Origin of the sequence: Pseudomonas sp. 3296, from assembly GCF_031456615.1 — a bacterium.
Classification (GTDB): Bacteria; Pseudomonadota; Gammaproteobacteria; order Pseudomonadales; family Pseudomonadaceae; genus Aquipseudomonas; species Aquipseudomonas mucoides.
The window spans coordinates 145,492-169,345 of record NZ_JAVDUY010000005.1 but is presented as its reverse complement, the minus strand read 5'-3'; the positions used below and the strand labels follow the sequence as shown (position 1 = coordinate 169,345).

Annotated in this window: 21 protein-coding genes; 10 read left to right on the top strand and 11 right to left on the bottom strand. The window is 58.7% G+C overall.

The genetic code is table 11. From position 1 onward, the window contains the following. Positions 1-81: 81 nt before the first annotated feature. On the top strand, positions 82-1,512 hold the full coding sequence (gene sbcB / locus J2X66_RS14905) for an exodeoxyribonuclease I (RefSeq protein ID WP_310265584.1): 1,431 nt from the start codon (positions 82-84) through the stop codon (positions 1,510-1,512). 111 nt (positions 1,513-1,623) lie between these two features. On the opposite strand, the gene mvaT is transcribed toward sbcB, so the two are convergent. After that, complete coding sequence (gene mvaT / locus J2X66_RS14900; RefSeq protein WP_007945872.1) at positions 1,624-2,001, bottom strand: histone-like nucleoid-structuring protein MvaT; 378 nt, start codon at positions 1,999-2,001, stop codon at positions 1,624-1,626. Positions 2,002-2,340: 339 nt separating this feature from the next. Here mvaT and purU point away from each other — a divergent pair, with 339 nt between their 5' ends. Together purU and J2X66_RS14890 are read left to right on the top strand one after the other, a co-directional pair. Further along, on the top strand, positions 2,341-3,189 hold the full coding sequence (purU, locus tag J2X66_RS14895) for a formyltetrahydrofolate deformylase (protein ID WP_027922916.1): 849 nt from the start codon (positions 2,341-2,343) through the stop codon (positions 3,187-3,189). 87 nt (positions 3,190-3,276) lie between these two features. Then, positions 3,277-3,453, top strand: a complete 177-nt coding sequence (locus J2X66_RS14890) for a hypothetical protein (RefSeq protein ID WP_310265581.1) — start codon at positions 3,277-3,279, stop codon at positions 3,451-3,453. On the opposite strand, the gene J2X66_RS14885 is transcribed toward J2X66_RS14890, so the two are convergent. The 4 genes from J2X66_RS14885 to J2X66_RS14870 all read right to left on the bottom strand — a co-directional run bounded on the left by J2X66_RS14885 (position 3,440) and on the right by J2X66_RS14870 (position 8,402). Next, positions 3,440-4,435: a lysylphosphatidylglycerol synthase transmembrane domain-containing protein gene (locus J2X66_RS14885; protein ID WP_310265579.1), complete on the bottom strand. Its 996-nt coding sequence runs from the start codon at positions 4,433-4,435 to the stop codon at positions 3,440-3,442. The two genes, J2X66_RS14890 and J2X66_RS14885, sit on opposite strands and share 14 nt — an antisense overlap. Further along, positions 4,432-5,208 (bottom strand): polysaccharide deacetylase family protein, encoded by a 777-nt coding sequence (locus tag J2X66_RS14880; protein WP_310265577.1) that lies wholly within the window; start codon positions 5,206-5,208, stop codon positions 4,432-4,434. Before J2X66_RS14880 ends, J2X66_RS14885 begins: the two co-directional genes overlap by 4 nt. Next, a complete protein-coding gene (locus J2X66_RS14875) occupies positions 5,201-6,313 on the bottom strand; it encodes a glycosyltransferase family 1 protein (protein WP_310265575.1) in 1,113 nt (370 codons plus the stop codon). Before J2X66_RS14875 ends, J2X66_RS14880 begins: the two co-directional genes overlap by 8 nt. 199 nt (positions 6,314-6,512) lie before the next feature. After that, positions 6,513-8,402, bottom strand: a complete 1,890-nt coding sequence (locus J2X66_RS14870) for a methyl-accepting chemotaxis protein (protein WP_310265573.1) — start codon at positions 8,400-8,402, stop codon at positions 6,513-6,515. 184 nt (positions 8,403-8,586) lie between these two features. On the opposite strand from J2X66_RS14870, the gene J2X66_RS14865 reads away from it, so the two are divergent. Beyond that, a complete protein-coding gene (locus tag J2X66_RS14865) occupies positions 8,587-10,074 on the top strand; it encodes a helicase HerA-like domain-containing protein (protein WP_310265571.1) in 1,488 nt (495 codons plus the stop codon). A 106-nt stretch (positions 10,075-10,180) separates the two neighbouring features. Here J2X66_RS14865 and J2X66_RS14860 read toward each other — a convergent pair whose 3' ends face one another. Continuing rightward, a complete protein-coding gene (locus tag J2X66_RS14860; protein ID WP_310265568.1) occupies positions 10,181-10,636 on the bottom strand; it encodes a DciA family protein in 456 nt (151 codons plus the stop codon). Positions 10,637-10,943: 307 nt separating this feature from the next. Between J2X66_RS14860 and secA the strand changes: the two genes are divergently transcribed. Then, a complete protein-coding gene (gene secA, locus J2X66_RS14855; RefSeq protein WP_310265565.1) occupies positions 10,944-13,679 on the top strand; it encodes a preprotein translocase subunit SecA in 2,736 nt (911 codons plus the stop codon). On the opposite strand, the gene J2X66_RS14850 is transcribed toward secA, so the two are convergent. After that, a complete protein-coding gene (locus J2X66_RS14850; protein ID WP_310265563.1) occupies positions 13,651-13,803 on the bottom strand; it encodes a hypothetical protein in 153 nt (50 codons plus the stop codon). The two genes, secA and J2X66_RS14850, sit on opposite strands and share 29 nt — an antisense overlap. Here J2X66_RS14850 and argJ point away from each other — a divergent pair. From argJ to J2X66_RS14835, 3 genes are all read left to right on the top strand, one after another. Continuing rightward, entirely contained in the window at positions 13,802-15,019 is a 1,218-nt protein-coding gene (argJ, locus tag J2X66_RS14845) for a bifunctional glutamate N-acetyltransferase/amino-acid acetyltransferase ArgJ (protein ID WP_027922924.1), read from the top strand. The two genes, J2X66_RS14850 and argJ, sit on opposite strands and share 2 nt — an antisense overlap. Before the next feature lie 138 nt (positions 15,020-15,157). Beyond that, positions 15,158-15,790 carry a glutathione S-transferase family protein gene (locus tag J2X66_RS14840; protein WP_310265560.1) on the top strand — a complete coding sequence of 211 codons (633 nt, stop codon included), beginning with the start codon at positions 15,158-15,160 and terminating at the stop codon, positions 15,788-15,790. Further along, positions 15,787-16,737 (top strand): Nudix family hydrolase, encoded by a 951-nt coding sequence (locus tag J2X66_RS14835; RefSeq protein ID WP_310265558.1) that lies wholly within the window; start codon positions 15,787-15,789, stop codon positions 16,735-16,737. Before J2X66_RS14840 ends, J2X66_RS14835 begins: the two co-directional genes overlap by 4 nt. A 94-nt stretch (positions 16,738-16,831) precedes the next feature. On the opposite strand, the gene J2X66_RS14830 is transcribed toward J2X66_RS14835, so the two are convergent. Genes J2X66_RS14830 through J2X66_RS14820 form a run of 3 tightly spaced genes read right to left on the bottom strand, consistent with a single transcriptional unit; the run spans position 16,832 to position 20,416 of the window. Then, positions 16,832-17,413, bottom strand: a complete 582-nt coding sequence (locus tag J2X66_RS14830; RefSeq protein WP_310265555.1) for a cob(I)yrinic acid a,c-diamide adenosyltransferase — start codon at positions 17,411-17,413, stop codon at positions 16,832-16,834. A gap of 3 nt (positions 17,414-17,416) precedes the next feature. Continuing rightward, positions 17,417-19,453 (bottom strand): ATP-binding protein, encoded by a 2,037-nt coding sequence (locus tag J2X66_RS14825; RefSeq protein ID WP_310265553.1) that lies wholly within the window; start codon positions 19,451-19,453, stop codon positions 17,417-17,419. A 45-nt stretch (positions 19,454-19,498) separates the two neighbouring features. Next, positions 19,499-20,416, bottom strand: coding sequence for a putative 2-dehydropantoate 2-reductase (locus tag J2X66_RS14820; RefSeq protein ID WP_310265551.1), 918 nt, complete (start codon positions 20,414-20,416; stop codon positions 19,499-19,501). Between the two features lie 140 nt (positions 20,417-20,556). On the opposite strand from J2X66_RS14820, the gene J2X66_RS14815 reads away from it, so the two are divergent. Beyond that, complete coding sequence (locus J2X66_RS14815; RefSeq protein WP_007906601.1) at positions 20,557-21,042, top strand: YajQ family cyclic di-GMP-binding protein; 486 nt, start codon at positions 20,557-20,559, stop codon at positions 21,040-21,042. Between the two features lie 138 nt (positions 21,043-21,180). After that, positions 21,181-22,023: a mechanosensitive ion channel family protein gene (locus J2X66_RS14810; RefSeq protein ID WP_027922930.1), complete on the top strand. Its 843-nt coding sequence runs from the start codon at positions 21,181-21,183 to the stop codon at positions 22,021-22,023. Positions 22,024-22,164: 141 nt separating this feature from the next. On the opposite strand, the gene J2X66_RS14805 is transcribed toward J2X66_RS14810, so the two are convergent. Then, positions 22,165-23,493 (bottom strand): OprD family porin, encoded by a 1,329-nt coding sequence (locus tag J2X66_RS14805; protein WP_310265547.1) that lies wholly within the window; start codon positions 23,491-23,493, stop codon positions 22,165-22,167. Positions 23,494-23,854 lie beyond the last annotated feature (361 nt).

Below are 23,854 nucleotides of genomic sequence, written 5' to 3'. Positions count from 1 at the left end.
GAGGTGATTGAATGACAGATTACTGGCCGGGGCGGGATGTGAACGCCTAGACTTTGCCGATCTTCAGTTCAGGAACAGCCCGTGACCTCGATCTTCTGGTACGACTATGAAACCACTGGCATCAACCCCCGTTGCGACCGCCCACTGCAAGTGGCAGGGCTTCGCACCGACTTCGATCTCAATGAAATAGACGAGCCGGTCAACCTTTATTGCCAGCCCAGTGAAGACATCCTGCCGCATCCGGCGGCGTGCGCAATCACCGGAATCACGCCCGGTCGACTGGCCGAACAGGGTTTGAGCGAAGCGGACTTCATGACCCGGGTGCACGCCCAGTTGGCGGCGCCGGGCACCTGCGGGGCGGGTTACAACACCCTGCGTTTCGACGACGAGATGACCCGTTACAGCCTGTATCGAAACTTTTTCGACCCATATGCTCGCGAGTGGCAGGGTGGTAACAGTCGCTGGGACCTGATCGATGTGGTGCGTGCAGCGTATGCCTTGCGTCCCGACGGGCTCGTCTGGCCGACGGATGAAGAAGGGCGAGTAACGCTCAAGCTCGAACGGCTGACCGCCGCCAACAATATTGATCATGGCAATGCCCACGAGGCGCTGTCGGACGTTCGCGCCACCATTGCGCTGGCGCGGCTGATTCGTGAAAAACAGCCGAAGTTGTATGATTGGCTGTTCAAGTTGCGCAGTAAGCAAAAGGTGATGGACCAGATCCGCCTCTTGCAGCCGATGGTGCATATTTCCGGGCGGTTCTCGGCCGCGCGCAGTTACGTCGGCGTGGTGCTGCCCCTGGCCTGGCACCCGCGCAACAAGAATGCCTTGATTGTCTGTGACCTGCATCTGGATCCCCAGGGCCTGCTGGATCTGGATGCCGAGACCTTGCGTCAGCGCCTGTACACCCGTCGCGATGAACTGATCGAAGGCGAACTGCCGGTGCCGCTTAAACTTATTCACATCAACAAGTGCCCGGTGGTCGCACCGTTGTCGGTACTTCGACCTGACGACCAGCAACGTCTGGGGCTGGACATGGCGCTTTATCAGGAACGGTCGCTGCGGCTAATCGACGCACAACTAGTGTGGCGAGATAAAGTGCAGGCGATTTATGCCAGCGAAGATTTCACGTCGAGTCAGGACCCCGAGCAACAGTTATACGATGGTTTTATCGGTGATCGGGACCGGCGTCTATGCGAGCAAGTGCGAACCGCGGACCCTGCCCAATTATCACAAGAGCAGTGGCCTTTCGATGACGAACGCTTACCGGAATTATTGTTTCGATATCGCGCACGCAACTTCCCCGATACGTTGAATTCCGAGGAGCAAGCGCGTTGGCAATTATTCTGTCAGCAACGTCTGACAGTGCCCGAATGCGGGGCACCCAATACGCTGAATAGTTTTACAGAAGCCGCGGCCCAATTGAATGAAACTGCTACATCGTTTCAGCGAGAGGTGCTGAGCGAATGGCAGAATTATGTCGAAGCATTACGCAAACGTTTGAATCTTTGAAAACGAAAACAGACATGCCTAAATGACAGGCAAAAAAAACGCCAGCTTTCGCTGGCGTTATTTTTTGTCACTTTTCTTTTGTGAGAAGCTATCTGTGACAAGCGTTACAGCTTAGCCCAGCAGGGTAGCCCAGCCTTCAACCACGTCGCCGCCCCACTTGGCTTTCCACTCTTTCAGAGTTTTGTGGTTGCCACCTTTGGTTTCGATGACTTCGCCATTGTGCGGGTTTTTGTATTGTTTAACTTTGCGAGCACGCTTGGTGCCAGTAGTTTTTACTGCACCGCCGCGTGGCGCTTTGGATTTGGACTCTGGATCCAACAGCGCGATGATGTCGCGCAGGGACTTGGAGTATTCGCCCATCAGGGTGCGCAGTTTGCCTTCGAATTCCAGCTCGGTTTGCAGTTTGTCGTCTTGGGACAGGTTCTTCAAACGGGCTTGCAGCTCTTTGATAGCTTCTTCGGTGGCACGATATTCGTTGATCAAGGACATGAGGACTACCTTATGTTGGAGACTGGATGGCAGGGGGACAGTGCCGCAATAATAGTCAGGGTGTTTCATCAAGTAAACATTTAACCAGCGTTTTAATTAAATTAGTTGTCAGGAATAGGGCGCAAAATTGAAGAGCTGATTAAATAGTGTGATGCAGTCATCACAGATCTTCACAAATGGACTCTTGATATCGACTAAAAGATCACCACCGCGCGGGGAGCGAGTGCTTTCCTGACCGGCTCCACAGACCGTGTGCCAGGCAAGACGTCATCAATACTGCAGTTTTTTTGCGTAATCGCTAGAATGGCGGCCTTTGCGAAGTTCTGGAGTTTCCCCCTCATGCGCACTTTTCGTCTGGTGATTGCTTGCCCGGACCGCGTCGGCATCGTTGCTAAAGTCAGTAACTTTCTGGCGTCACATAACGGCTGGATCACCGAAGCGAGCCATCACTCGGACAACCTCAGTGGCTGGTTCTTCATGCGTCACGAAATTCGTGCCGATTCGCTGCCTTTCGGTATCGAAGCCTTCCGCGAAGCCTTTGCACCGATAGCTGAAGAGTTCTCGATGAATTGGCGCATCACTGATACCGCGCAGAAAAAACGCGTGGTACTGATGGCCAGCCGCGAATCCCACTGCCTGGCTGACTTGCTGCACCGCTGGCACAGCGATGAACTGGACTGCGAGATCTCCTGCGTGATTTCCAACCACGACGACTTGCGCAGCATGGTCGAGTGGCACGGTATTCCTTATTACCATGTGCCGGTCAATCCACAGGACAAAGAGCCGGCGTTCGCCGAGGTCTCGCGTCTGGTCAAACAGCACGATGCTGAAGTGGTGGTACTTGCCCGTTACATGCAAATCCTGCCGCCGGCGTTGTGCAGTGAATACGCGCACAAGGTCATTAACATTCACCACAGCTTCCTGCCGTCGTTCGTTGGCGCCAAGCCATATCACCAGGCCTCTCTGCGCGGTGTGAAGTTGATCGGTGCCACCTGCCACTACGTGACCGAAGAGCTGGATGCCGGCCCGATCATTGAGCAGGACGTAGTGCGGGTCAGCCACAGTGACAGCATTGAAGACATGGTGCGTTTCGGCCGTGACGTCGAGAAAATGGTGTTGGCACGCGGTCTGCGTTATCACCTGGAAGACAGGGTGTTGGTACACGGCAACAAGACAGTCGTGTTCTGATAACAGTGCATTACAGTTGAAATTCGAAGGGCCTGGGCGTTCAATCGCTTCAGGCCTTTCGCCGTTTCTGCACTGAGGACATTGACCATGGCCGATCCACTGGATAAAGCCACTTCCAAAGCGCCCGCTACTTTGGGCGAAGGTTGTCTGAGTCGTTATGACCCTGATGACATGAGCCCGGAAGACGGTACGGAGTTTTCCGGTGCTGCCGAGTTGTGGGAACAGTTACAGCAAGCCCCTGAAGACAAGATCAAGCCTGCTTGAACTTCATTAACTTCCTCAATAGCGGTCGTCCCAGCATCAACAAAAACACCGGGCCACCCGCGATCAGGTAGAAGTAATAAGTCACCGCCCGCCAGATCAGAATCGCCGCTGCGGCGGTTGATTTCCCCACCATCGGTGCCAGCAAGGCTGCCGACGTCAACTCCGCCGCCCCGGCGCCGCCCGGCAGCAGGCTGAACTGCCCTGCACTCAGTGACAGCATCTGGATCAAAAAGCACCAGGCCCACTGCAAATCCGCCCCCAGCCCGCGCAATGCCAGGTACAACACGCTGTAGCGCAATACCCAATGCACGCAGGTCAGCGCAAACACCGTGATCAATGTCTGCAAGGGCAACTTCAATGTGTCCGTGAATGCGGCGAGAAAGTGCAGGAGTTTTCGTGCCCAGCGCAGGCGCGTTGTGCTGTTTACATTCAGGCGAGCCAGTAACCGCCCGCTCAGGCGAATCAGCAGTCGATGGTAGCGCGCAGCCGTCACACAGCAGATTAACCCACCGAACATCGAAATCACGCTGACGGTCAGTAGCCACTCCAGGCGCTGGCTGAGGTGCTGGAACAGCGCATAAATCAGAATCCCGCTCAGTGCGCAGAGAAAAAACAGCAGGTCGCTGAGTTGGTCCATGGCGAACACCGCGCTGCCCCTGGCCGGTCGCACACCATTGCGTGCCAGCAATGCCATGATCGCCAGCGGTCCGCCGCTGCCGCCGGGTGTGGCGCAATAGGCAAACTCGGCGGCCATGACGACGCCGAGGCTTTTGAGCGGGCTGACCTTGTCGCGCTGATCGCCCAGCAACAGACGCAGGCGCAGGGTGTTCACCCCCCAGCACAGCAGAATCATGCCGAACATGGTCAGCAGCCAACTCACTGGAAAACTTTGCAGCCGCGACCAGGTTTGGTTGCCGCCCAGCAGCAGCGGGATCAGCACTGCCGCCAGCAGGGCGACGAACAGCAGAATGCCACGGCTCATGCGGAGCGGCCGAGCGGGGCGCGTTGCAGCGCCAGCCATTGCGATTTGGTCAGTGGTACGCGCCCGCCATCGAGCAAACGCTTGAGGGTTTGCAACCAGTAATGGCGGGAGAACTCATGGCGCATGTCCACCGGGTGCAGGCCCAGCCGAATGACCGGCGCCTCGCGCCATTGTTGTTCGCGCTGATCGCTGAGCAGTTTCGACAGGCCCCGGCGCCAGGCGCTGCGTGCACTCCAGACCAGGCCGGGTGCATCCATCGGTGTGAAATCCGGCAGTTGATACAGATGCTGGGAATCGCTGGTGTAGCGCAGTGGCAGTTGGCGCAAGGCCTCGCGCGTCCCTTCGCTCATCAGCCAGGCCGGGGCGACAAAACCGTCCAGCGGCCAGTTGTAACGATCAAAGACCTCAATGCCGGCGCGCAACCGGTCGAGCGCGGTGCGTTGCGACAGGGTGTAAAACTCGCCTTCATGGGTGTAGATCCGACGCATGAACCAGTCTCGCGGAGTGTCGGGCGGTGGGCCCTCATCGCAATGAAAGTACCCGTGCAAGGCCAGTTCGTCACCCCGCGCAACACGATGGGTGAGCACACGTCGAAATTCCGGATGAGCCTCAAGGCCGTTGTGTTTGTGAAAATCCGGCACCACCAGCCAAGTCATAGGCACCTCGCCCAAGGCGTCGACGGCTTCAACGAACGGTTGATAGTCGGCCAAGGTAGGCGGCGCAACGTCGTGCAGTACCAGTAAGACGCTGGACGGACTCATCGGGTTAACCATGGGCCACCAGTGGCCATTGGCTGCCGAGTACGGCGTGATAGTGCCCCAGCAGGCTGTTGACCACCGTGTCCCAGCTGTATTGGCGCTCGACATGACTGCGCGCTGATTTGCCCAGCGCCGCGCTGCCCTGGCTGAACAACTCGCGAACGGCGTTGGCCATGGCTGTCGGATTGTTCGGCGTGCAAAGCAAACCGCAGTGTTCGGTCACTATTTCCGGAAAGGCACCGGCGGCCACGGCGACCACCGGAATACCACTGGCCATGGCTTCGAGTATCACCAGCCCGAACGTTTCCTGATCGCCGGCATGTAACAAGGCATCGGCGCTGGCCATCAGCCGCGCCAAGTGTGCGGCCGGGCAGAACCCATCGACCACCGTGACGTTGTCCGGCACCGTGGCCGGCATCGACGAACCCACCAGCAGCAGGTGAAAACGCGGCCCCAGGCGTGCCATGCACTTGAGCAGCACCGGCAGGTTTTTTTCCTTGGAACCGCGCCCGGCGAAAATCAGCAGATGCGTATTTTCATCGATGCCCAGTTCGGCGCGCAGGCCAGGGTCCCGGGCATCGGGATTGAAGGTAAGCAAATCGACGCCCAGGGGTTGGACATAGACGTTTTTCACGCCCAGCCCGCTCAATTTGTCGGCCATGACCCGGCTCGGCGCGAGCACCCGGTCGAAGTTGCCATAGAGCTTGCTGACATAGGCCTCGACATTGGTGGTCACCCAATTTCCCATCCGGTTGCTGACCAGCAGCGGCAAGTCCGAATGATAAAAGCCGATGACCGGGACATCCCGTTGGCGCCGCGCGTCGAGTGCCGCCCAAGCGGTTAGGTACGGGTCGCCCACTTCGATCAGGTCGGGCTGTAAATCCTGCAGGACATTTCGCCAGGGAGCGAGGCGGAGGGGAAAACGATAACCCTTGCCGAAGGGCAGGGCGGGGGCAGGAACTGTGTAGACGCCATCCGTTTCACTCAGGTGTGCGCCTGGAATCAACAGACTGTGACGAATGCCTGGCTTGATCACCAGGCGACGGTGCTTGGCATCCAGATACGTGCGCACGCCGCCACTGGCCGGGGCGTAGAACATGGTGATGTCCGCGATATGCACGATGAGCGGCCCTCCGGTCTGTTGTTCTCCCTAGGTTGACCTTTATGAAGGATAGATGTTCGGTTGGGGTTTTGGGGTGGGGTGTTAGCGGGGTTTTTGTGGCGTTTGATAGACCGCTATCGCGAGCAGGCTCACTCCTACAGGTTCAGTGCAAAACCTTGTAGGAGTGAGCCTGCTCGCGATGGGGCCCTAACTGACACTAGATACGGAAACTGCCGACCAACTGTTTCAGCCGTGAAGCCTGCTGCTCAAGATCCGAGCACGCACGCAACGTCGATTGCAGGTTTTCCACGCCTTCCTGGTTCAGCGTATTGATCTCGGTAATGTCGACGTTGATCGACTCCACCACTGCCGTCTGCTCTTCCGTCGCGGTGGCCACCGACTGGTTCATCCCGTCGATTTCGCCGATGCGCAACGTCACACTGTTCAACCGCTCGCCCGCCAGGTTGGCGATTTCAACGCTGTCCTGACTATGGCGCTGGCTGTCGCTCATGGTGCTGACGGATTCGCGGGCGCCGACTTGCAGTTCCTCGATCATGGTCTGCACCTGTTGCGCCGATTCCTGCGTGCGGTGTGCCAGGTTGCGCACTTCATCTGCCACCACCGCGAAACCGCGGCCGGCTTCACCGGCACGGGCTGCTTCGATGGCCGCGTTGAGTGCAAGAAGGTTGGTTTGCTGGGAAATGCTGGTGATCACTTCGAGGATCTGGCCGATGTTCACGGTTTTGCTGTTCAGCGATTCGATGTTGGTGCTCGAGGCGCTGAGCATGCTCGACAGCTGATTCATCGCTTTGATGCTGCGGTCCACCACTTGCTGGCCATCTTCGGCCAGGCTGCGGGCATCGCTGGCCTGACTCGACGCTTGCGCGGCGTTGCGGGCGATTTCCTGGGCGGCGGCCCCGAGTTGATTGATCGCGGCGGCGACGCTGCTGGTGCGCGAGGCCTGCTGATCGGAGTTGAACATCGAGGAATTCGAGGCGGCCACCACGCGCAGCGCCACTTCGTTGACTTGCCCGGTGGCCGAGGACACTTCACGGATCGAGGTGTGAATACGTTCGACAAAACGGTTGAACGCTGTGCCGAGGATGCCGAATTCGTCGTTGTTCTGGATGGTCAGGCGTTTGGTCAGGTCGCCTTCACCGTCAGCGATGTCTTCCATGGCGCGGGTCATGACGTGCAGCGGCTGGATCAGGATGCGAATGAGCATGCCCAGCAGCGCGATGATGATCGCCACGGCAATAATGGTCGCGACCACGGCGGATGCACGGAACGAGCTGAGCATCGAGAAGGCTTTGTCCTTGTCCACCGACAGGCCGATGTACCAGTTGACCGATGGCAGGCCTTTGATCGCGGTGAAGGTCACGATACGGGTCTTGCCGTCGACGTCGACCTCACTGAAGTCGCTGCTGATGCGCAGGGTATTTTTCGGGTACGCCTCGCTCAGGGACTTCATGACCAGGGCTTTGTCCGGGTGCACCAGGATCTTGCCGTCGGCGCTGACCAGGAAGGCATACCCCATGCCGTCGAAATCACGGGCGCTGAGGGTGTCGATCAGGGTTTGCAGGCTCAGGTCGCCGCCCACCACGCCGACGCTTTGCCCGGCCTTCTTCGAGGCGGTGGCGATGGAGATGATGGTCTGGCCAGTGGCCGCGTCGATGTACGGTTCGGTCAGGGTCGCGGTGCTGCTGCTTTCGGCACCTTTATACCAAGGGCGAACCCGTGGATCGAAGCCGGCCGGCATCTTGGCGTCGGGGCGAATGGTAAAGCTGCCGGTGGCATCGCCCAGGTAGGATGCCATGAAGGTCGACGTCAGGGCTTTCTGCTCAAGCAGGCTGGCGACATTGGACTGTTCGGGGTTGATGGCGATGTTTTGAGCGAGGTTATCGATCAGCAGGATACGACCGGCCAACCAGGTCTGGATGTTGTTGGCGGTGACGTCGCCCATCTCATTGAGGTAATTGTCCAGGTCTTCGCGGATGGCGTTGCGCTGTAAATAGTCGTTGTACAGGGTGAACGAGGCGAAGGCAGCAATAACAATGAGGGCGGCGGCAAGCAAGATTTTATGACTGAAGCGCAGGTTTTTGTTCATGGCTTGGGGTTCCGCTAAGGTCTTATTGTTCAGGGCGTGCTTTTATAAAGGCACGCAAAACGGGCAGGGTGAAAAGCAGCTGATAGTTCTGTCCTGTCCTTAGGGAATACCGACGCTGATTTCTTTGTAGTCTCTTGTTTTGTATCGGCCGCGCCGGATCAAAGATTAACCATTGGGTGACAAAATGCCTGACTCATTGCAACTCGTTCTCGGTGCCGACCTTGCCGGCCAGCCCATCGCTCAGGCCATGCGTCTGGCGAACCGCCACGGCCTCGTCGCCGGCGCTACCGGGACCGGTAAAACCGTCACCTTGCAGCGCATGGCCGAAGCCTTCAGCGACGCAGGCGTGGCGGTGTTTGCCGCCGATATCAAAGGCGATCTGTGTGGCCTCGGCGCCGCCGGCATCCCCCAAGGCAAGATCGCCGAGCGCATCGCCGGGATGTCGTGGCTGAACCACAAGCCCCAGGCGTACCCGGTGACGCTGTGGGACATTCATGGCCAGTCCGGTCATCCATTGCGCACCACCTTGAGTGAAATGGGCCCATTGTTACTGGGCAGCCTGCTGGAACTCACCGATAGCCAGCAGTCGGCGCTGTACGCGGCGTTCAAGGTAGCGGACCGCGAAGGGCTGTTGCTGCTCGACCTCAAGGACCTCAAGGCGCTGCTCAATCACCTGCGTGATAACCCCGAATTGCTCGGCGATGACGCCGCGTTGATGACCACCGGTTCCAGTCAGGCGTTGTTGCGGCGGCTGGCGACGCTGGAGCAACAAGGCGCCGAAGCGCTGTTTGGCGAACCGGCGCTGCAACTCGAAGACATTCTGCAACCAACCGCTGACGGTCGCGGACGCATTCATTTGCTGGATGCCAGTCGTCTGGTTCACGAAGCTCCGAAGGTGTACGCGACATTCCTGCTGTGGCTGCTCGCCGAACTGTTCGAGCAATTACCGGAGCGCGGAGATGCGGACAAACCGCTGCTGGCGTTGTTTTTCGACGAAGCTCATTTGCTGTTCGCCGGGACGCCCAAGGCGCTGCAGGATCGACTGGAACAAGTGGTGCGGCTGATTCGCTCGAAAGGCGTGGGCGTGTATTTCGTCACCCAATCGCCGGGTGACCTGCCGGATGACGTGCTGGCTCAGTTGGGGCTGCGCATCCAGCACGGTTTGCGTGCGTTCACCGCCAAGGAGCAGAAATCCCTGCGCGCCGTGGCCGAAGGCTTCCGGCCGAACCCGGCGTTCGATGCCTTGTCGGTGTTGACCGAACTGGGGATCGGCGAGGCACTGGTCGGGACGCTGGCCGATAAAGGCACGCCGGAGATGGTTCAGCGTGTGTTGATCGCGCCACCACAATCGCGGATCGGGCCGTTGAGCGAGGCCGAGCGTGCGGCACTGATCGCCAGTTCGCTCTTGCAAGGGCGTTATGACAAGCCGATTGATCGGGAGTCGGCTTATGAAGTGCTGATGGGGCGTAAGGGGTTGGCACCTGATCCCGAGGCCGCGCCGGCCAAACCTGCAGCCGAAGGGCCAAGTTTCACCGAGCAGGCCGGGGAGTTTCTCGGGACGGCGGCCGGGCAGGCGTTGAAATCGGCAATGCGACAAGCGGCTAATCAGTTGGGCCGACAATTGGTGCGCGGGTTGATGGGGTCACTGCTAGGTGGCAAAAAAAGCCGCTGAACCTTGCAGGCGCATGGATTGCCCGCGATGAACGATAACGTGGTGTATCTGTTGCACTGCGGCGTGCCCATCGCAGGCAAGCCCTGCGCCTACAGGAATTGGCGTGTCAGGTCTTTGGTTTTGCGTGCGCCGCAAGGCGTTCCAGTGCAGCCCGCAGATTCGGATCGCTGATCCCGTCAGCCGTGGCCTGAATGGTCGCGCCCGCATCGGACGACAAACTGATGGTGTGCCCTGCCGCGCCTTGTTGCACGGTCGGTGGCTGCACCTTGAACAGAATCCGGGTCAGACTGGTGAACTCGTCAAACATCTGTAACTGGCGTTGCAGACGCTTTTGCTGATAGCGCAGGCGCGTGGCCCAGTGTCCGTCGGTGACGATCAGCAACAAACTGCCTTCGCGCCACGAAGCTACATGGCAGTGTTCGCGAGCGGCGGGCTGCAGTTGGCTTTCGAGCAGGCGTTGTAAATGACCCAGGCGTTGAGCGTGGCCAAAAATAGCTTTCAGCGGCTTGGCTTCGCGAAGCAGAACGGCGGGTGCTCTGGCCGTAAGAGGGCGAAATGCCATGATCAGACACCTGAAGTAACAGAGCCGCTATGGTAGCAGAAAGCACCTCCTGCACCCGACCCATTGCTTTGCGCGCGCTTTACCCATTAAATCAACAAGTAACTTCTGCCGTGAATGGCTTGAAGTTCAGCAAAAAGCCCTTATTTTAAGTGAGCCCCGTTACAGCGCAGTGCATGCATCGTGGAATAACGCCACTTTCCTCACCATCGTTTCCGGGTAGAATGCTCGTTCGCATGCGGCCATGAGGGCTGCACGGGCGACTCACGGGGCCGCCCTCCATCCCTTTAGTGTGGAAGATCCTGCCGATATGTTTGCGCCTTTGTTAAAGAAACTTTTTGGAAGCAAGAACGAGCGTGAAGTCAAACGCATGCTCAAGACGGTGCAATTCGTCAATGCCTTCGAAGAGCAAATGGTGGCCCTTTCGGACGATCAATTGCGTGCCAAGACAGACGAGTTCAAGGCCCGCATCGCCAAAGGGGAATCCCTCGACAAGCTGTTGCCAGAAGCCTTTGCGGTCGCCCGCGAAGCCGGCAAGCGTGTCATGGGTATGCGCCACTTCGATGTCCAGCTGATCGGCGGCATGACCTTGCATGAAGGCATGATCGCGGAAATGCGTACGGGTGAAGGCAAGACCCTGGTGGCAACACTGGGCGTTTACCTCAACGCGCTGTCCGGCAAGGGCGTGCACGTTGTGACCGTGAACGACTACCTGGCCCGTCGTGACGCCAACTGGATGCGTCCGCTCTACGAATTCCTCGGCCTGACGGTCGGCGTGGTTACGCCGTTCCAGCCGCCGGAAGAGAAACGTCTGGCGTACGCCGCCGACATTACCTACGGCACCAACAACGAATTCGGTTTCGATTACCTGCGCGACAACATGGCGTTCAGCATGGAAGAAAAATTCCAGCGCGAACTCAATTTTGCCGTGATCGACGAAGTCGACTCCATCCTCATCGACGAAGCCCGTACTCCACTGATCATTTCCGGTCAGGCCGAGGACAGCTCCAAGCTGTACATTGAGATCAATAAACTGATCCCGCGCCTGGAATTGCACGTCGAAGAAGTTGAAGGGGAAGTCACCAAGGCCGGCCACTACACCGTCGATGAGAAGACCCGTCAGGTTGAACTCAACGAAGCGGGCCATCAATTCGTAGAAGAATCGCTGACCTCCCTCGGTCTGCTGGCTGAAGGCGAGAGCCTGTACTCGGCCCACAACCTGGGCCTGCTGACCCACGTTTATGCCGGTCTGCGCGCGCACAAACTGTTCCACCGCAACGTCGAGTACATCGTGCAGGACGGTCAGGTTGTCCTGGTCGACGAACACACCGGTCGTACCATGCCGGGCCGTCGTTTGTCCGAAGGCCTGCACCAGGCCATCGAAGCCAAGGAAAACCTGAACATTCAGGCCGAAAGCCAGACATTGGCATCGACCACGTTCCAGAACTACTTCCGCCTGTACAACAAGCTGTCCGGCATGACCGGTACGGCTGACACCGAGGCGTTCGAGTTCCATCAGATCTATGGCCTGCAGGTCATGGTCATTCCGCCGAACAAGCCGTTGGCCCGTAAGGACTACAACGACCTGGTGTTCCTGACGGCCGACGAGAAGTACGCGGCCATCGTGGCGGACATCAAGGAAAGCATGGCGGCGGGCCGTCCGGTTCTGGTGGGTACCGCGACCATCGAAACCTCCGAACACATGTCCCGCCTGCTGGTGGAACAAGGCATCGAACACAAGGTTCTGAACGCCAAGTTCCACGAAAAGGAAGCCGAGATCATTGCCCAGGCCGGCCGCCCAGGCGCACTGACCATCGCCACCAACATGGCCGGTCGTGGTACTGACATCCTGTTGGGCGGTAACTGGGAAGTGGAAGTGGCGTCCCTGGAAGATCCGACGCCAGAGCAGATTGCCCAGATCAAGGCCGACTGGCAGAAGCGTCACCAGCAAGTGCTCGAATCGGGCGGCTTGCAGGTCATTGCTTCAGAGCGTCACGAATCGCGCCGTATCGACAACCAGCTGCGTGGTCGTGCCGGTCGTCAGGGCGACGCCGGTTCCAGCCGCTTCTACCTGTCGCTGGAAGACAGCCTGATGCGTATTTTCGCCTCTGACCGGGTGAAGAACTTCATGAAGGCCCTGGGCATGCAGCCAGGCGAGGCGATCGAGCACCGTATGGTGACCAACGCCATCGAAAAGGCTCAGCGCAAGGTTGAAGGCCGTAACTTCGACATTCGTAAGCAACTGCTCGAGTTCGACGACGTCAACAACGAACAGCGTAAAGTGATTTATCACATGCGTAACACGTTGCTGGCCGCTGACAACATTGGCGAAACCATCGCTGATTTCCGTCAGGACGTGCTCAACGCTACCGTCAGCGCGCACATTCCACCGCAATCGCTGCCTGAGCAGTGGGACGTGGCCGGTCTGGAAGCTGCGTTGCAGAGCGACTTCGGTGTGGCGCTGCCGATCCAGCAATGGCTCGACGAAGACGATCACCTGTACGAAGAAACCCTGCGCGAGAAGCTGATGCAAGAGCTGATCGCGGCGTACAACGAGAAAGAAGACCAGGCGGGCGCCGAAGCGCTGCGCAGTTTCGAGAAACAAATCGTGCTGCGCGTGCTCGACGACCTGTGGAAAGACCACCTGTCGACCATGGACCACCTGCGTCACGGTATCCACTTGCGTGGCTATGCCCAGAAGAACCCGAAGCAAGAGTACAAGCGCGAGTCGTTCACTCTGTTCTCCGAGCTGCTGGATTCGATCAAGCGCGACTCGATCCGTGTGTTGTCCCACGTTCAGGTTCGCCGCGAAGATCCGGAAGCCGAAGAACAACGCCTGCGTCAGGAAGCCGAAGCGCTGGCTGCACGCTTGCAGTTCCATCACGAAGAAGCACCGGGTCTCGAGCAAGTGGAACCGCTGGGCGAAGAGATTGATGTCGCCCTCGCCGTGGCACCGGTTCGCAACGAGCAGAAGCTGGGCCGTAACGAACTGTGCTATTGCGGTTCGGGCAAGAAATTCAAGCATTGCCACGGGCAGATCCAGTAAAACCCGTTTCAAACGCTGAAATACCCGCGCCGCGACCGGCATCAGCCGTCGCGGCGTTTTGCCATTTAATACCGCCGTTCATCGCATGACGGTGATGACTACATTTTTTGAGGAGCGCATTCATGGCTGTTGGTCTTGGTCCTTTGCCAACGTTGCACCCGGTTGCCGGTTTTGAACTCGGTATCGCCTCGGCCGGCATCAAGCGCCCGGGGCGCAAGGATGTCGTGGTCATGCGCTGCGCCGAAGGTTCCACCGTCGCTGGCGTTTTCACCCTGAACGCCTTTTGCGCCGCCCCGGTGATCCTCGCCAAGCAACGCGTGCAAGGCCCGGTGCGTTACCTGTTGACTAACACCGGCAATGCCAACGCTGGCACCGGCGAACCTGGCCTGGCCGCCGCCGAGCGTACCTGCGCCAAACTGGCTGAGCTGACGGGTGTCGATGCCAGCCTGGTGCTGCCGTACTCCACTGGTGTGATCGGCGAGCCGCTGCCGGTCGAGAAAATCGAAGGCGCGCTGCAAGCAGCCCTTGATGACCTGTCGATCCACAACTGGGAAGCGGCCGCCACCGGCATCATGACCACCGACACCCTGCCCAAAGGTGCGAGCCGCCAGTTCCAGCATGACGGCGTGACCATCACCGTCACCGGCATCAGCAAAGGCGCGGGCATGATTCGTCCGAACATGGCGACCATGCTCGGCTACATCGCCACCGACGCCAAAGTCTCCCGCGATGTGCTGCAAAACCTGTTGCTGGACGGTGCCAACAAGTCGTTCAACCGCATCACCATCGACGGCGACACGTCGACCAACGACTGCTGCATGCTGATTGCTACCGGTCAGGCGGCGCTGCCGGAAATTACCCGTGCCGAAGGCGAGTTGTTCGCCAAGTTGAAGCAAGCGGTGTTTGAAGTGTGCATGGATGTGGCCCAGGCCATCGTTCGCGACGGCGAAGGCGCGACCAAGTTCGTCACCGTTGAAGTCAACGGTGGCGGCAATCACCAGGAATGCCTGGACGTCGGCTATACCGTGGCGCACTCGCCGCTGATCAAGACGGCGTTGTTCGCTTCCGACCCGAACTGGGGCCGCATCCTGGCCGCCGTTGGCCGCGCTGGCGTGCCGAACCTGGACGTGAGCAAGATCGACGTGTTCCTTGGTGACGTGTGTATTGCCAGCCGTGGTGCGCGTGCCGCGACTTACACGGAAGCCCAGGGCGCTGCAGTGATGCAGCAGGAAGAGATCACCATCCGTATCGAGCTGGGTCGCGGCGATTGCAGCGAAACCATCTGGACTACCGACTTGTCCCACGAATACGTGAAGATCAACGCCGAGTACCGTACTTAAGACCGAGTCGCCTCATTCGCGAGCAGGCTCGCTCCCACAGGGGAATGCATTCCAAAGTGGAAGCGAGCCTGCTCGCGAAGAGGACCGACCAGACGCTAGAGTTTCTGGCCTGAATTCCTCATCAAAAAGGTCCCGAACATGAGCCTCCACCTGATCATCGGCGACAAACTGCTTTCCTCCTGGTCCCTGCGCGGCGCACTGGCCCTCGAGCTGACCGGCGCGGCCTACACCGAAGAATTGATCAAGCTGGGTCAACCCGACACCCGCGAACGCCTGCTCAAGCATTCGCCGACCGGCAAAGTCCCGCTGCTGAAAACCGAACACGGCACCATCGCCGATTCCCTGGCGATTGCCGAGTACCTGGCCGAGCAATTCCCTGATGCCGGTCTCTGGCCAAAAGACACCGCCGCCCGTGCCCAGGCACGTTCAGCCTGTGCGCAAATGCACGCCGGGTTCTTTGCCATGCGCGGCAACATGCCGTTCGACCTGAGCCGCGATGCACCGCTGGCGTTAACACCTGATGATGTTCAGGCCGACATCCAGCGCATGCTGGCGTTGTGGGCGGAATGCCGAACGGTGGCGACTGACACTGGTCCGTTCCTGTTCGGCGGCGCAACCCTGGCCGATGCGTTCTTCGCCCCGATTGCCGTACGCCTGCGCACCTATCAGGTGAAATTACCGGCAGCGGACGAAGCCTATGTCGAAGCGATCTACCAATGGCCGGCGTTCAAAGCCTGGCATAAGGCAGGTCTGGAGGAGGTCGGGCAGTGAAACGAGTTCATGTAGCCGCTGCCGTTATCCGTGATAACAGCGGCAAGATCCTTATCGCACGCCGTGCCGACACTCAGCACCAGGGCGGTTTGTGGGAGTTTCCCGGCGGCAAGGTCGAGGGCGACGAGTCCGTCGAGATCGCGCTGAGTCGTGAGCTTCAGGAAGAACTGGGCATTGTGGTCAGCGCCGCGCGACCGCTGATCAAAGTTCATCACGACTACCCGGACAAGCATGTGTTACTGGACGTCTGGGAGGTCTCGGCTTTTACCGGCGAACCCCACGGCGCCGAAGGTCAGCCGTTGGAATGGGTGTCACCACGCGACCTGCTAAACTACGAGTTCCCGGCGGCCAACCAGCCGATCGTCGCGGCTGCACGCTTGCCAGCGGAGTATCTGATTACCCCCGAAGGCCTGGAAACCCCGGCCTTGCTGCGCGGCATTCAGAAAGCCATCGCCGGTGGGATCAAGTTAATCCAGCTACGGGCGCCCAACGGCTACGATCCAAAGTACCGCGACCTGGCGGTGGACGCAGCAGGGCTGTGTGCGGGCAAGGCGCAACTGATGATCAAGGGGCCGTTCGAATGGCTGGGGGATTTTCCGTCCGCCGGTTGGCACATCACCTCCGCCCAGTTGCGTAAATACGCAGCGGCCGGGCGACCACTGCCGGCGTCGCGCTGGTTGGCGGCGTCGTGTCATAACGCTGAAGAACTGGCGTTGGCCGAGCAAATGGGCGTGGACTTTGTGACCCTGTCGCCGGTGCAGAAGACCCAGACTCATCCGGATGCGCAGCCGTTGGGCTGGGATCAGGCTTCGGCGTTGATGACGGGCTTCAGCAAGCCGGTGTTCCTGTTGGGCGGTGTTGGCCCGGCAGAGCGGCAACAAGCCTGGGAAGCTGGTGCGCAGGGTGTGGCGGGGATTCGGGCGTTCTGGCCGGATTCTTTGGTGTAGCTGCCCCCCCATCGCGAGCAGGCTCGCTCCCACAGTTGACCGAGTTCTTCTGTAGGAGTGAGCCTGCTCGCGATGGCGTCCTGAAAGGCGGCGGTTAAACCTGAGGCTTCACCGCCGCCTGCCACAAAATCTCCGCAACCCCCTGCCGCTTGGCAATTACCCGCGCCACCACAAACAACACATCCGATAACCGATTGATATACGCCAACCCAACCCCCGCCAACGGTTCAATCGCATTCAACTGCTGACACCGTCGTTCCGCACTGCGCGCAAGGCATCTGCACACATGCGCCTGAGCGATCAGCGCTGAACCGCCGGGCAGTATGAAGTTCTCAAGCGGTCCCAACTCTTCATTCCAGTGATCAATCGCCGCTTCCAGGCGTTCGATTTCCGCCGCGTCCAACGCCTGATACTCCGGCATCGCCAGCTCGCCACCCAAGTCGAACAAGCGGTGCTGGCAAGGCGCCAATACTTCGATCACCTCGTTCAACCCCGGGTACGTGATGCTTTCTGCGGCCAACCCGGCCAATAGCACACCGACCTGGCTGTTCAGCGAGTCGACTTCGCCAATGGCCTCGATCCGCGGGTGATCCTTGGGCACCCGGCGACCATCGCCGAGCCCGGTTTCGCCTTTGTCGCCGGTGCGGGTGTAAATTTTCGACAAGCGAAAGCCCATGGGTTACCTCGATAGCTGATTGAGTTCTTGAGAGATGACTGGCGTGCCCGCCAAGGGCAGGCGCAAGGTGAAACAGGTGCCTTGGCCCGGCGTCGACTGCACTTCCATCTGGCCCTTGTGATTGTTGGTGATGATGAAATAGGAGACCGACAGGCCCAGCCCCGTGCCCTGGCCGATTTCCTTGGTGGTGAAGAATGGCTCGAACGTGCGTTTGCGCACGTTTTCGCTCATGCCGATGCCGTTGTCCTCAACCTGGATTTCCGCCCAGGGCGGATTCAGTTTGGTGCGCAGAATGATCCGTCCCGGCTCGCGGTCATCTTCACGCTGATGAATGGCCTGAGCGGCGTTTTTCAACAGGTTGAGCAGCACCTGCTCCAGTTCGTTGGCCGTGCCGGGCACCGGGCCGAGGGCCGGATCGAACTGGCGAATGATTGCCTGGCCCTTGAAGTCGAAACCGATCGCCAGGTCGAAGTCGTTACCGGCGATTTCCACCGCTTGATCGATAAGCGCCGGCAAGTCGCACGGGGCCATTTGCCGGGTGCTGCGACGGCTGAAGCTGAGCATGTGCGTCACAATCTTCGCCGCCCGGGCGCCGGCCTGCTGAATGCCATCAAGCAATTGCGGGACTTCGCGTACTTGCAGGTAGCGGTTGACCGTTTCCAGCTCGATGCCGATGTGCTCGGCCTGCTCCAAGTTTTTCGGCAGGTCAGGTGACAGGCGTCGGCGAATGTTCTGTACGTTGTGCAGGATAGCGCCCAACGGGTTATTGATTTCGTGGGCCATGCCCGCGGCGAGGCCACCGACCGAGAGCATTTTTTCCGACTGCACCATCATTTCTTCCAGCGACAGGCGCTGGGTGATGTCGTCGATCCGGATCACCACGCCGCGTCCGGCGCCGCCCATCAGCGGGTAAAAGGTCAGGGCGTAATGCTTGGGCTCATCGTCCTTGAACCACGTTACCCGCTCGATCTTGGCCACGGTGTGCTGCTCGACGGTTTGCTTGAGCTGCGGCAGAAACGGCTTCAACGGTTCGAAGGCGAGGAAGATCGGCTGGTTCAGTGCTTCATCCAGACGCGTGCCGGACAGGGCGCTGGCCTCCTGATTCCACTGGGTCACGTAGAGCTGTTCGTCGAGGGCGATCAGCGCCGACGGCATGGAGTCGATAATGCTGTTGAGGTAATTCTGGAAACCGGTGAGCTTTTTCTCGATCTTGCTGCGCACCTGGACTTCGAGTTCCAGCTTGCGATTGGTATGGCGCGTTTCTTCGGCCAGGCCCTGGGCCTGGTCGTAAGCGGCCTGGGAATCGTCCCGGGCCCGTTTGAGTTGCTGCTCACGGGCTTCGATCCGCGAGAGCATGGTGTTGAACGCCTCGGCGAGGCTGCCGATTTCGTCGTGGTTGCCACGGGAGGCTCGCAGCGCGTAGTTCTCTTCGCGGGTCACCTGCCGGGACAGCTCTTCGAGCTCATGGATGGGGCGGGTAATCAGCCGTTTGATTTGCCGGGCAATCACCAGCCACAACAACACGCTGAAGATCAGAATGCCCAGGCTGGCAGTCAGGGTTCCGGTGTAGAACGCCATTGGCAGCTCACTGCTGGCCACCAGCAACAAATGGCCAGGCTCAGTGCCCGGGCGGGGCAGGGTGATCAGTTGATTACTGCGAAACTCGGTCGCTTGCCAAGCCTCTATGTGCTGATAGCGCCCCGGCAGGCTGAGTTTGTCGCCATGCTGCAACTGGGCCAGCCGTTCGCCCTTGCCGTCATAAATGGCGGCTGCACGCAGCGGCGAGTAACTGTTGAGTTCGTTGAGCAGGCGTTCGGCGTTTTGCGGCGTCTTCAGGGCGTCGGCCACCAGGCTCGGGTTCGACACCAGTCGGCCAATGGTCTGCAATGCTTGGGGCGCCATGCTTTCCTGGGAGATGTAATACGCCGCACTGATGAAGGTCAGGTTGGCGACCAGCAGGATGGTGATCAACAGTACCAGCAGGGCGGCCAGCAGTTTCTGGCCGACGGGAAGGTTTTCGAGGCGCTGGCGCAATGGCATCAGGTTCATCGCTTAAATGGAACACGTGGCCAGCGTAGCCGCTGCTCAGTCGCTGGGCAATCCAAGGCTGTGCAGATGGCCGATCAGTCGCTGCTGTAATTGATGCAGGTGCGGCAGGTTCAGTTGATGACGCTCGGCCACTTTGCACACATGGCCCAGCAGGTAGGTGATTTCGGTGCGGCGCTGATTCGCGACGTCCTGGTACATCGAGGAGTAATTGGCCGCCGTGGCTTGGATGACGCGCTCGACTTCCTGTTGCAGGTTTTCTGCCGCAGCGGGCTGACCACACCGTTCCAGCAACTCGGTCAATTCACCGCAGAGGGTCGCGACTTCGCACTGATGCGCCTGCAATCCGCCATTTCGGCAGTTATGAAGGACTGTCAGGGGATTGATCGCACAGTTAAGCGCCAGTTTTCGCCACAGCCGCGTGAGGATGTCGGTGCTCCATTCATGGGGGATTCCGGCAGCCACCAGATCATCCAGCCAGATCGGCGCAACCGGATGGCCTGCATCTCCCAGCCAGGTGTAACCGTGGCCTGCGAACACCACACGCCAGTCGCCATCGCGAAACGCGCCTTCGGTGCTCGATGCACTCACGCAACGGGCTTGCGGCACCTGCGCCGCCACGGCGTCCTGACTGCCGAGGCCGTTCTGCAGCAGGATCAGCTCGGCCTCCGGTGTCAGGCGTGGCGCCAGTTGTGCGACGGCTTTCTCGGCGTCGTAAGCCTTGCAGGCCACCAGCAGGCGGCTGATCGGTTCGCGGCTGTCCGGTGTTTCGCCGGGGATATCATAGGTATTGGCTACGCCGTGCTCGACCAGCGTCAAACCACCCGCGGCTTGATACGCCTGCAAGCGCTGCGCATCCCGAACGATCAGCCTGACCGGCAAATCGGCCCGCGCCAGACGCGTAGCCCACAACGTGCCGAGGCTGCCGGCGCCCAATACATGCCAGGTGGTCGACATCAGCTTTTTGCTCGGTTTGAGGCAGGCATGTGAGGCTCGCAGTATCGGTTGGAAAAGACCCGTTATAATGAGCCCGATTTTAACCGCAAGCCAAGCGCGCGCCATTGCAATCGAGCGCGCCTTTTTATTGGAGAGATTACATGCCGTCGTTCGACGTGGTATCCGAACTGGACAAACACGAAGTCACCAACGCGGTCGAAAACGCCGTCAAGGAACTCGATCGCCGTTATGACCTGAAGGGCAAGGGCACCTTCGAGTTCAAGGAAAAGGACCTGACTGTCAACCTGACCGCCGAGGCCGACTTCCAACTCGAAGCGATGATCGAGATCCTCAAGCTGGCACTGGTCAAGCGCAAAATCGACGTGCAGTGCCTTGAAGTCAAGGACGCCTACGCATCGGGCAAGCTGATGAAGCAGGAAGCGGTCCTCAAGGAAGGCATCGACAAGGAACTGGCGAAGAAAATCGTCGCTCACGTCAAAGACGCCAAGCTCAAGGTTCAGGCCGCTATTCAGGGCGAGCAAGTGCGCATTACCGGCAAGAAACGTGACGATTTGCAGGAAGCCATCGCGGCCCTGCGCGCCAAAACGTTCGATATGCCGCTGCAGTTCAACAACTTCCGCGACTGACCTTCAACTTGGGAACCTCTCGGCGTTTTCGGCGTCCGAGGCCCAACCAACGGCAGAAATGATTAAGTCCCCTGGGTTTGGTCGTTCTGCCGTTTATTTTTTTCGCGTGCCGGATAGCCGGAAATCAGGAGAAATTAGATGGATTTGAATACTGAAGTGGACAACCTGGTCAAGGCATCCCAAGCCTGGATTCCAATGATCATGGAGTACGGCAGCCGCGTGTTGCTGGCAGTGATCACCCTGGCTATCGGTTGGTGGCTGATCAACAAAGTGACGCAAAAGCTTGGTGGCCTGCTGGCCCTGCGTAACGCCGACCTGGCGCTGCAAGGTTTTATCAGCAGCCTGGCGAACATCATTCTCAAGGTTTTGCTGATTGTCAGCGTAGCGTCGATGATCGGCGTGGAAACCACCTCGTTCGTCGCAGCGATCGGTGCGGCGGGTCTGGCCATCGGTCTGGCCTTGCAAGGCAGTCTGGCCAACTTCGCTGGCGGCGTGTTGATTCTGTTGTTCCGTCCGTTTCGCATCGGTGACTGGATCGAAGCCCAAGGGGTTGCCGGTACTGTCGACAGCATTCAGATCTTCCACACCGTACTGCGTACCGGTGATAACAAAACCATCATTGTTCCCAACGGTAACTTGTCGAACGGCATCATCACCAATACCAACCGTCAACCTACCCGCAAAGTAGTGTTCGATGTGGGGGTGGATTACGAAGCAGACTTGCAGAAGGCCCGTGAAGTATTGTTGGAACTGGCCAAAGATCCGCGCGTATTGGCAGATCCGGCACCACAAGCAGTAGTTTCTACGCTGGGTGACAGTTCGATCACTCTTTCGCTTCGGGTCTGGGTAAAGACGGCGGATTACTGGGAGGTGATGTTCATGTTCAACGAACAATCCCGTGATCGCTTGAAAAATGCCGGTATTGATATTCCGTTTCCACAGCGGGTTATTCGCGTGGTTCAGGAATCTGCGGTGCAGTGATTGTTTTTTGATCATGCCTGACTCTTTGGTCAGGCATGTTTCTCACGGATTTGATCGTTTTAACGCATTATTGATAGCCAACGAAAAAGGCCCATCCGAAGATGGGCCTTTTTTTGATTACCGCAAACTAACGTTCTGCAATTACAGAATGTTGAGCGGGTAGTCGGTGATCAGGCGGAACTCAGAGATATCGCCTTCGCCTTCGTCTGCGTTGGCGGTGTGCCATGCTTGACGGATGCGGAACGACAGATCTTTAGCCGGACCGGATTGAATAACGTACTTGGCTTCCACGTTGACTTCGTGGTGTTTGCCGTCTGCACCGTACAGACCAGCGTAAGCGCTGCCAGCTGGAGTGTTGGTGCCGTCGATGTCCCAACCTTTCACGTAACGGGTCATGAAGCTCAGACCAGGTACGCCGTATTCGGCCATTTTCAGGTCGTAACGGGCTTGTACCGACTTCTCGCCAGGGGCGTTGAAGTCAGAGTACTGGATGGAGTTGGCGAGGAAGATCGAGTCGCCACCGCGGTTGTTTTTACCCACACCGACGTAGTCGAACGGGGTATCGCCGTTCACTTTCTGGAAGCCCAGGGTCAGGGTATGCGCTTTCAGGAACGAGAAAGCAGCAGCCAGGGAGTAGGCGTTGTTGCTGATTTCGCCTGCTTTAGCGTTACCGGTGTCCTTGGTGTTGTAGTAGTTGGCGTCGAAGTTCAGCGACTGATCGCCACCCAGCGGGAGGGTATAGTTACCGTTGGCGTAGTACTGGTTCCAGACGTCTTCGAGCTTGGCACCGTAGAGCGAGAAGCTCAGGTTGTCGTTGATGCCGTACTTGCCGCCGAAGTAGTCGATGGAGTTGGCTTTCACACCAGCGTAAGTAGCCCACAGGTCGCCGTCACGGGCGTTGCTGTCCTGGCTGGTCGCCGAAGTGAAGTGGCCGCCTTCGAGGTCGAGGTCTTTGACTTCGCTGCTCTGCAACTGGATGCCAGTTGCAGTCTGGTGAAGGATACGGGAACCGCCAACAGCGAACACTGGAGCAGTGCTTGGCTGCATGTCGCCGATTTTCAGCTCGGTCTTGGAGATGCGGAACTTGGCAGCAGCGCCGGCTTTGCCTTGGCTGTTGTTGACTTCGCCATCGCCGTCCACGGACATGTTGCCCGAGCCTGCGTATTTGTCGGAACCGTCCAGTTTGATGGCCAATTGGCCCCAAGCTTCAACGCCAACACCGATCAGACCTTGGGTGTAGCCAGAGCTGAAAGTGCCCTGAATGCCTTGGGTCCAGTCTTTGTCGTCGGTCGCGCCGTCGGTCTTGTTACGGTTGTAGTAGTAGTTGCGAACCAGCAAGTCGAGCTTGCTGTCTTCAACAAAACCTTTGGCTTCTGCCTGGTCGCTTACGAAAGGTGCGGCTACTGCCAACTGAGTACTGGCTGCTGCTGCAACTGCCAGTGCGATCATGCTCCACTTCATCACGCGCATCGTGATTTGCTCCTTTGGTTTTAGAAGAGTACTGCCGTCCCACCTGTTTTATTATCTGGGCGGCTCTTTCTTTTTGTGTCGGCGCAAACTTATATCACGCCGACCATGTTGGCGATACTTGCGTATCTAACCTTTCAGCTTCTTTACGACCCTGTCGCAAACAGCTTGGTAGATGTCGCAAATTTACAGCCTCAATGCAAGCGGACCGGCAACTTTAACGTTGTTTTCCAGGGCTTGAACATCGGTAAAAAGAGTCCTTGGTGAAACGTCTGAATCTCCATCGGGCAACCCTGCCGCTGTTTTTATTTGCCTTGAGGCCCCCACTTCCAGCAGAGACATTCAAGGCGATGTGGGTGTGAAT